The organism is Ammoniphilus sp. YIM 78166 (assembly GCF_004522215.1).
GTDB lineage: Bacteria > Bacillota > Bacilli > Aneurinibacillales > RAOX-1 > YIM-78166.
Window position 1 is genome coordinate 262862 of sequence record NZ_SDLR01000006.1, and the last position, 9374, is coordinate 272235.

Here is a 9374-nt window from a genome sequence, read left to right on the forward strand (position 1 = left end):
TTACCCCTTAACAGAGCCAGCAACACTACCTGAGATAAAGTATTTTTGAACGAACAAGAAGAAAACGAATACTGGCAGCATGGTCAACGTTGCGGCTGCTGTCAAACTTCCCCAATCCGTAGCATATTGCTGCATAAATAATTGGACACCGACCGGAATCGTCATTAATTGCTCGTGCCGCAAAAAGACGCTGGCAATCAAATATTCATTCCACGAAAACAAGAAGGAAAAAATCGCTACTGCAGCAATCCCAGGACCTGAAATCGGAAGGATAATTCGGAAAAAGCTCTGCAATCGCGAACAGCCGTCAATCAAGGCCGCCTCCTCTAACTCCTTTGGAATCGCATCAAAATAGCCTTTGTACATCCAAATCGAAAAGGGCAAGTGAACGGTAATGTAAAGCAAGATCACCGTAAAGTAAGTATTGATTAACCCTAGGTTGCGGAACATGATAAAAAGCGGAATCAACACTAGGATGATGGGAAACATCTGCAGCATCAGCAGGGATCGGGCAAATCCCGTAATAAATAGGGATCGGAACCTTGAAATGGCATACCCTGCAAAAGCTGCAATGATAATACTGAATAGGGTTCCATAGAAAGCCACGATCAGGCTGTTTTTGAACTGAGTCCAGAACAGCGTTTTCTCGTGCAGAATTTGATAGTTTTCGAATGTAATCTGCTGTGGAAAAATCTTCTTGGAAGACAAAATCTCCGAGTTGCTTTTCAGCGAATTCAACATCATCGTGATGATCGGCAGGTTCACCAGGAATGATATGATGGAAAGAGAAACAAATAAGATCCACTTTTTCAGATTTTTATACTTTCGCATCCAATTCCCCCCTTATTCATCTTTCTCTTGTCTTTTCAGCAAGAGCCATGCCAACACCATCAAGATGATTAAACTGATAATGGCGATTGCGGAGCCGAGCCCGACATTATTTTTGGTAAACGTATATTTATAGGCTAAAACAATGAGATTTTCTGTCGCATTGGCAGGTCCGCCTTCCGTCAGAAGCCAAATCGTATCGAAATCGTTAAAACACCATATAGTCATTAAGATCCAGCACACGATGGATATCATTTTGATGGAAGGTACTGTGATATACCAGAATGATTTCCATCGGCCCGCCCCATCAATTTGGGCTGCTTCATAGAGATCGTGATTAATCGTTTGTAAAGCGGCTAATAAAGAAATCATCATGAAAGGAAAACTGCGCCAAATCTTAATCAGAATGACGGAAAAGATCGCCCCCTCTTCCGTTCCCAGAAAATTAATGGGAGCCATGCCAAACCATCCAATTACTTGATTGGCCAGCCCGCTTTGGTCCCCGATCAGCCAGCGCCACCCTACGATGGAGACGATGGAGGGAATGATCCACGGCACAAGCAAAGCCACGCGAAAGAATCCTCTTCCCCAAACCTCTTGATTCAGCATCAAGGCAAAGGCTAATCCGAATAGATAGCTTCCTACCACACTACACAATCCGAAAATCGCACTGAAATAGAGGGAATGCCAAAATTCAGACATCTGCAATAGAGCTATGTAATTATCAATGCCTACAAAAGCCCCTTGTTTGATTAATGTCCCTTCTTTAAAGCTATAGAGAAGTCCGGATAAGAAAGGATAAAGGTTAATCAACAGAATTAAAAAAAGGGAAGGCAACAGAAATTGATACTGTATCCAATCAATCTTAACCCGCTTGGAGGAACGCTTCTGCACGCCCGCTTGATTGGTTTCTAATTTTGAGAGACTCACGTTTTGTCCCCCCTTCCTGTAAAGTGGAGGGAAGAGTGTTTAGGATGTTCCTCTTCCCTCTATGAATTCTATTATTCTTTTACAATTTGTTTAATTTTAGCTTCTGCCTTATCCAATGTTGCTTTTGGATCTTTACCCATGATCAACTCCTGCATCATGGTTTGCATGACGCCCTCACCCTCAATTTCATTCAGAGCAGGAAACGCTCCTTCAGAACGAGCCGCCAGGGTTTTCCCGACCGGTACCCACTGATCATACACTTGCTTCGTATCCGGGTTGTTTTGGAAGAATGCATCCTTAGAGAAAGAAACTCTTGCCGATAATTGGTTAGAATGTCCTTCCGACCACAAAGGCAGGTTATTCTCAGACCACCACTTCATGAATACCTTTGCTTCCTCTGGGTGCTTGCTTTGTTTATAGATCATAAGATTATTGACCCACATAATGGTTCCTTTGTCTCCGTGAGGACCTTCCAGTGGTTCCATCATCCCGATTTTATCCATCATTTCAGGAAGATGGCTTCTGAAGCCAGGATTGCGGATAATGATTGCTGCATCCCCTTGGCCAAACGATTTGATGGCGTCATCCCCTTTGAAGCCCGAACCGTTAGGGTTCACGGATCCATCCGCGACCATGTCGGCAAAGAACTGTATCGCTTCCATGTTCCGTTCGTTCGAGAACTCCACTTTTCGATCCGGAGTAAAGATTCCCCCGCCATTATTCAACATCAAGGTGTAAAGGTATTGCGTTCCTCCCGTATCGGACGGGGCAACCATCCCATACTGCCCCTTGCCATTAGACAGTTTTTTTGCAGCCTCTCTAAATTCAGCCCAATTCTTCGGAACATCTACACCAGCTTTTTCAAATAATTCCTTGTTGTACCACGGAACGCGAATATCCAAGGCCCAAGGCAACGCCACGTAGTGCCCATCATATTTCAGCGTTTCAACCGCGCCTGGGAAGAAATCCTCCAGCTTTCCTTCCTTTCTCCACTCTTCAACCACATCATCAATAGGCAGGATGGCATCTTGATCATAAAATTGGAAAGCTTGGAATCCTCCTCCCGTACTAATATCAGGAGCTGTACCTGAAGCGATCGCGGTGCTAAAGGTTTGATACCAGTTATTCCAAGGGGTGGATTGATAGGTCACTTGAATATTCGGGTGCTCCTTGTTAAACTGAGCCACCAATTTTTTGGCCGTATCTATGTACTCAGGCGGCCCCCATACCATATCCCAAAACTGGAGATTGACCGCTCCCTTGGCGGTTTCTTGCGCCTTGTTGGGTTCCCCGCCGGAGGATGGATTGCTTCCCGTCGAAGAAGGGCTGCTGGAACATCCCACAATAGTTGAAAGTGCAAACATGACTGAGAATAGGACGGTGGAAATCTTCTTTAGCTTAATCACACTTTTCACCCCTTTTTGTACATTGTAAATATTCAGAACTATAAAACTAAAAAAATATGATTCCTAAAACTTCATTATTGTAAGTGCACATCCCCCCCTTCAATGCTCGCTAATCTCATCATTTGTAAAAACGTTTACATCTTTTTATGCGCTGCGCCGCAGCTTTCTCTCACAATCAATTCCATCGGAAACATGAGATTCTTAGGGATGTGATTTTGATTTTTCATCGATTCCTTCAATAACTCTACGATTGCACAACCCATCTCCACGATCGGCTGGCGAACAGTCGTCAAGGCCGGCTTAACCAAGGAGGCCATTTGGATATCATCATAACCCACTATAGCGATATCCTCCGGAACCCGGATTGATGCTTTTTTCAACGCTTCGATGACACCAAAAGCGATTAAGTCATTTCCGCAGAAAATCGCTGTAAAATCTAGTTTGTCCCGCAACAATTCCTCCGCCGCTAGATAACCGAATTCAAACCTGAAATCCCCCCGTTTGAGCAAAGCTTCATCCACTGACAGCCCATTCACCGTATGGGCATTCCGGTAACCCAGTTCTCGATCCGGGAATGACAAAGGACCCCCAATATACGCGATCTTCTGATGACCTAAACGAATCAAATGCTCAACCGCTTTCATCGCTCCTTGCATGTGGTCCCCAAACACTCGGTCGATTCCATCGATCTTTCTGTCAAAGGTAATAATCGGAATATCTGCAGTCAAATAATCATTGATGATCGCATCGCGTTCCGAATGGCGGCCGCAATAGATAATTCCATCTACTTTTCTTTCAATAAAGCTGTTCAGATAGAAGCGCTCCTTCTCGAACAAAACCCCTCCCGTCGCGCACAGCATCAAAGCGTATCCACTCTCCCACAACCGTTCCTGGATCACTTCCGAAATCCTAGCCCAGTATTCATTCAAAGAGGGAACGATCAGCCCAATCGTTTTCGTTTCCTTCACAATCATCGTTCGGGCCGTATTATCCGGTTTAAAATTCAATTTTTTAATAACCTCTTCCACTTTCTTTTTTGTGGCTAGCTTCACCCGATCTTTTCCGTTTATCACTCGGGAGACGGTAGCAATAGAAACACCTGCCTCTAGAGCAACATCTTTAATTGTAATCGTCATATCGTTTCTCCACTGTAAAATGATTTATGTAATGTAAACGTTTTTACTAAATTTACTTTTATTTTACATTATTCTTGACGATTGTCAATAACTTCCTCAAAACATTTTTAGTAGAGTGCCTGTCACTCCTCGAATTTTGTCGATGCCGTGCAAAAAGCTGTTTTCCTTAAAAAAGGATAACAGCTTTTTGGGGGCTATAAAAAGGATTCGCAAACACGACCCTTTTTAAAGAACCCCGGACATACCACCGTCTACATTAATGGATGTACCGGTTACATAAGATGCAGCATCCGAAACAAGGAATGTAATGACTTTAGCAGCCTCTTCCGTATTTCCAATCCGCCCCAGAGGAATTTGATGCTTGCTTTCTCTTGCATACTGTTCCCATGTAAGTTCTGGTGCTTCTCTTTGCCACATTTTTTCTATTTGATCACTTCGTACTAAACCGATACATACCGTATTCACTCGAATATTGTCCGAACCAAGGTCTTTACTCATCGCTTTAGTAAGAGCCATCCCAGCTGCTCGACTGACACTGGTAGGTAGAGAGGATGCAGGAGGAGTTTTCGCAGCCGCAGCCGTCACGTTCACAATGGATCCACCACCAACTTGGCGCATATAAGGAATGGCATAGCGTGAACAATGAATCGCAGCAAATAATTTTAAATCAAGATCATGCTGCCATAGATCGGTGCCCACTTGATCAAATGATTGTGCCGCAGAAATTCCTGCGTTATTGACTACAATATCTAATCGTCCAAAATGTTCGGCTGTTTGAGTCACTATTCTTTTGCAATCCTCTTCCTTCGTGACATCTGCAGGGATGTAGAATACTTCAACACCTGTCTTCTCAAAAATAAGGCTTGGAGCTACCTTTAGATGTTCCTCATTTCTTGCACAAATGGCAACGCTTGCACCTTCTTTAGCTAAATATAAAGCCGTTTCGAATCCGATCCCTTTACTCGCTCCTGTGATTAGTGCGACCTTTCCTTGCAATCCCAATTCCATCTATGCTGTCTCCTTTTTTACCGAATATTGATATAAAATAGATTTTGCCGCAAGCTTGCATCTGACTGATTCAATTCCCGATAGCGGATAATAGCCAAACCAAACATACCCCCTACTGGGTATTTTCAAGGAATCATGGTAGACATGTAATAAAAATAAGAATGAATAGATGGAAATTGTACACCTATTGATTAAAATTGAATATGATTTCGTCTTATAGGTGGAAAAACTCCACCTATAAGCTCGGAAAGCCCTATTCATAAGCTATTTTCATGCTTTAGTTGTCTTTTCTCCACCTATTTTACTTTATATCCTCTATTTTTTTTCGATAAGTGGACTTTCTCCCACTACCAATCCACCTCTATGATTCCACCATCTTTGAAAGTAACCATTCATTATTTTATTACATGACTTTGTTCAACTAAGTCTTTTATTGTATAACTGTCTAAAATCGACTGAAATTCTTCTTCAGCTTTTGAGATGATGAGAGAAATAAATAATTCTGAACCCGTTGTCGCAGGAACAGTCCAATGAGGTGTTGGGGGAGTTGCGCTGAGCGCTCTATATACAGCTCCCACCGTTATCTGACAGGATTCTTTTTTTAAAGCATAACCCCCATAACGCCCTCCCTGACTGACTACAAGATCTGTTTTAGAAAGTTGGATCAATATTTTTCTGAGGTAAGTTGGATCTGCACCAATGATTTCTGCAATATGATGGCTCTTTACTAAATCATTAGACCTGGCCATTAAAACCATAGCACGTAAAGCAACATGAAACCATTTAGGCCCAAGATCGCCTGACTGAAGAATAAGCTGCAATAGAATCACCCTATATAAAATCTCAATTGTGAACATATTACCACAATTAAACAACTATATTCAACACATAATTAATTATATTGACAACAGGTATAATTTTCTGTAGATTTAATTGTGTTAATATCGTCACAATTAAATCTTTTGAAGGGGAGGTCTCACCTTACGCTGCTCCTGCGCGTGCTAGGATGCCCCCAAGCAGAGGTTAGTCAAATTTTACATAGAAATGTTTTTCGAACGTATACAAACGCCAAGGAGGGTTATCTATGAAAAAATGGAGCAAGAATCTGGCATTAAGCTTTATCGTATCTAGCTTGCTTATCGCAACTGGCTGTGGAAATACAGGGGGGACAGAAAACACAAGTGGGTCAAGTTCCTCTTCAAACGTTATTCAAGAGCGTACGATCAAATTTGCAACGACGGTTGCAAAAACCCATCCGGCTGGTCAAGGGATGGACAAGTTTGCAGAGATCGTCTCCCAAAAGAGCGGTGGCCAAATAAAGGTTCAAACTTATTTCGATGCAGCGCTAGGCGGCGACAAGCAAATGTCGGAAGCGGTTAGGAACGGTACGCAAGAAATGGCTATGCTGTCCCCTGCGCCCTTGGTCGGGACTGTAAAAGAATTTGGTATCTTCGATTTGCCCTATACCTTTAGCAATGAAAAAGAAATTGATGCACTCCTCCAAGGATCATTCGGCCAGAAAATGCTTGACTTTTTGCCGCAATATGATTGGATTGGTCTTGGCTGGTGGGAATCCGGCTTCCGTAATGTAACGAACAATAAACGCCCTATTACAAAAGCAGAGGATTTCAAAGGCTTGAAGATTCGGACGATGGAAAATAAGATTCATTTGCAAGCATTTAAAGAATTCGGCGCCAATCCTACGCCAATGTCCTTCTCAGAAGTTTTTACCGCCTTGGAAAGCGAAGCTATTGACGGTCAAGAAAACCCCGTTCAAATTATTGAAACGAGTAGATTTAACGAAGTACAAAAATACTTGAGCTTAACTAAACACGTTTATGCACCGGCTATTTTGCTTACGAGCAAGAAGTTTTGGGATCAGCTATCGGAAGAGGAAAAGAAAATCTTGCAAGAGGCTGCTGATGAAGCTGGCCAATTCTCACGTGGGGAAAATAGATCCAGCACTCAAAAGACGATTGAGAATCTAAAATCTACGGGGATGGAAGTAAATGAAATATCTCCTGAAGAAATGAAGAAAATGCAAGAGATGACGAAACCCGTCATCGAGCAATTCTCCAGCCAAATCGGAGATGATCTGGTAAAAGAATTCTTCACTGAATTGGAAAAAACCCGCCAATAAAGTTTATCCATAAAGCCATTTTAGCCCTTCAAGTACTGAAGGGCTTTATTTTTTGTTCACTTCGGGGATCCCCCCTCAGGTAGGGGAGTGTCCCTCGTCACATGATATCGCCTGCATTGGGATAAATCATCACTTTAATACTTGTATCCTTCTGTGTTCTGGCTACTTCCACCGCTTCTTTAATTTGTTCCAGCGGATATTTGTGGGTTATTACCTTCCGGATATCGACCGGGCTTTTACTTAAAGCCTGGATCGCTGCCGGATAAGTATTGGCATAGCGGAAAATGCCATAAACGTCTAATTCGGAATCCACCAATAACGGAATATCCAGTGGAATTTCATTCGTTACAGGAAGGCCCACAAAGACGATCCGGCCTCCTCGTTTGACCGTATGGACCGTGTCGGAGATGGCCCTTGCATTCCCCGATGTTTCGATAATGACATCCACCCCCTTGCCTCCGGATAGCTGCGCAAGCTGTTCCGCTACACCTCCTTCCAGCGGATTGATGACACCCGTCGCCCCCATTTCCAAAGCCAACTCCCTGCGGAAAGGAACCACATCACTGGCATAGATTTCCGTCACCCCAAACAGCTTGGCGGCTTGAATCGCGAGAAGGCCTATGGGCCCTAAGCCAACGACCAGCAAGCGGTCTTGCGGTCCCACCTTCCCCCGCCGCATGGCATGGAATCCAACGGATAGAGGTTCGAGAAGGGCCCCTTCCTCAAAGCTCATCTCATCCGGCAATGGAAACAGGAAATCACTGCGGACAGCGACATAATCCGCCCATGCGCCATCAACCGGTGGAGTTGCCATAAAGACAACATCCGGACAAAGGTTATACCGCCCTGACTTGCAATAATCGCATCGGCTGCAGGTTACTCCAGGTTCCACGGCCACTCGGTCGCCTACAGCAACATTGGTTACCTGATCTCCTACTTCTACAACCACCCCAGCCAATTCATGGCCAAGTATAATCGGGCTTTTCACCTCATACCGGCCAATTTTTCCATGTTCATAATAGTGGATGTCAGATCCGCATACGCCAATGCAATGAACCTTCACAAGGGCTTCATCCGGACCCGGCTTCGGCCGGTTTACGGTCTTTATTTCAATGGAGAACGGTTTTTCTAATACAGCAGCCATCATCTTGTCACTCATTCTCTTTTCCCCTCTCAACATAGTGTGTTCACTTCGGAGATACTCCCCCAGGTAGGGGAGTGTCCCTCGTCACATTCATTCTCTACAACTCTACTAAATTACCCTCATAAGCTTTCTCAATGATCATCTGAATGTCGGCAGCCCTAGTCAGTCTAGGGTTGGCTAGCACATTTCCGCTTCGCATCGAGTCCTCCACTAATTTTGGCAAGGCTTCCAGGGAAACACCCAATTCTTTGATAGTAAGCGGAATTTTCATTGCCCGATTCATCTCGATTACAGCATCAATGGCTTTTTCAGCCGCCTCTGTGACCGATAAACCGCTGACATCCTTTCCCAATGCGACGGCGATATCTCTGAACTTCTCCGGACATGCCGGCAGATTGAATTTCATAACAAACGGCAGCAGAGCGGCATTGGCGATACCATGAGGAATATTAAACACCCCTCCGAACGTGTGGGAAATCGCATGCACATTGCCCAAGCGGGATTGGGCAAAGGCTACCCCGGCCATCATGGAAGCTACAAGCATATTTTCTCTATTTTCCAAGTTCGTTCCGACAAAATAAGATTTCGTTAGGTTTTCCCCTATCATTTTCATGGCGTGCAGGGCAAATCCCTGACTAACAGGGCTAGCCATCTTGGAGGTATAGGATTCAATGGCATGCGTTAAGGCATCCATGCCTGTCGCTGCTGTAAGTCCTTGAGGCAACCCCAAAGTAAGAGACGGGTCCAATATCGCAAGCGTTGGAAATAAGTAGGGGCTAATG

General features: G+C 44.1%; 9 protein-coding genes. 1 reads left to right on the top strand and 8 read right to left on the bottom strand.

The features are described from left to right. The 6 genes from EIZ58_RS25895 to EIZ58_RS25920 form a co-directional block, all read right to left on the bottom strand. Complete coding sequence (locus EIZ58_RS25895; RefSeq protein WP_134703869.1) at nucleotides 1-831, bottom strand: carbohydrate ABC transporter permease; 831 nt, start codon at nucleotides 829-831, stop codon at nucleotides 1-3. 12 nt (nucleotides 832-843) lie between these two features. Next, a complete protein-coding gene (locus EIZ58_RS25900) occupies nucleotides 844-1758 on the bottom strand; it encodes a carbohydrate ABC transporter permease (protein ID WP_240689424.1) in 915 nt (304 codons plus the stop codon). A gap of 71 nt (nucleotides 1759-1829) precedes the next feature. Beyond that, nucleotides 1830-3164: an ABC transporter substrate-binding protein gene (locus tag EIZ58_RS25905; RefSeq protein WP_240689425.1), complete on the bottom strand. Its 1335-nt coding sequence runs from the start codon at nucleotides 3162-3164 to the stop codon at nucleotides 1830-1832. Nucleotides 3165-3298: 134 nt separating this feature from the next. Further along, the gene (locus tag EIZ58_RS25910; protein ID WP_370297809.1) at nucleotides 3299-4324 is read right to left on the bottom strand and encodes a LacI family DNA-binding transcriptional regulator; all 1026 of its coding nucleotides are present in this window, start codon (nucleotides 4322-4324) and stop codon (nucleotides 3299-3301) included. Between the two features lie 201 nt (nucleotides 4325-4525). Next, nucleotides 4526-5308, bottom strand: a complete 783-nt coding sequence (locus tag EIZ58_RS25915; protein ID WP_134703871.1) for an SDR family NAD(P)-dependent oxidoreductase — start codon at nucleotides 5306-5308, stop codon at nucleotides 4526-4528. A 395-nt stretch (nucleotides 5309-5703) separates the two neighbouring features. Beyond that, the gene (locus tag EIZ58_RS25920; protein WP_167577978.1) at nucleotides 5704-6129 is read right to left on the bottom strand and encodes an Rrf2 family transcriptional regulator; all 426 of its coding nucleotides are present in this window, start codon (nucleotides 6127-6129) and stop codon (nucleotides 5704-5706) included. A 263-nt stretch (nucleotides 6130-6392) separates the two neighbouring features. Here EIZ58_RS25920 and EIZ58_RS25925 point away from each other — a divergent pair, with 263 nt between their 5' ends. Continuing rightward, nucleotides 6393-7448 (top strand): TRAP transporter substrate-binding protein, encoded by a 1056-nt coding sequence (locus EIZ58_RS25925; RefSeq protein WP_134703873.1) that lies wholly within the window; start codon nucleotides 6393-6395, stop codon nucleotides 7446-7448. A 97-nt stretch (nucleotides 7449-7545) separates the two neighbouring features. Here the strand turns inward: EIZ58_RS25925 and EIZ58_RS25930 are convergent, their stop codons facing one another. Together EIZ58_RS25930 and EIZ58_RS25935 are read right to left on the bottom strand one after the other, a co-directional pair. Then, nucleotides 7546-8607, bottom strand: a complete 1062-nt coding sequence (locus EIZ58_RS25930) for an NAD(P)-dependent alcohol dehydrogenase (RefSeq protein WP_134703874.1) — start codon at nucleotides 8605-8607, stop codon at nucleotides 7546-7548. 82 nt (nucleotides 8608-8689) lie between these two features. Continuing rightward, nucleotides 8690-9374: iron-containing alcohol dehydrogenase (locus EIZ58_RS25935; protein WP_134703875.1), on the bottom strand; the 685-nt coding region annotated here is incomplete at its 5' end.

Excerpts from the sequence above, each read along its gene's own strand:
- EIZ58_RS25895 (WP_134703869.1), bottom strand. The coding sequence starts at position 831 with ATGCGAAAGTATAAAAATCTGAAAAAGTGGATCTTATTTGTTTCTCTT.
- EIZ58_RS25915 (WP_134703871.1), bottom strand. The coding sequence starts at position 5,308 with ATGGAATTGGGATTGCAAGGAAAGGTCGCACTAATCACAGGAGCGAGT.
- EIZ58_RS25925 (WP_134703873.1), top strand. The coding sequence starts at position 6,393 with ATGAAAAAATGGAGCAAGAATCTGGCATTAAGCTTTATCGTATCTAGC.
- EIZ58_RS25930 (WP_134703874.1), bottom strand. The coding sequence starts at position 8,607 with ATGAGTGACAAGATGATGGCTGCTGTATTAGAAAAACCGTTCTCCATT.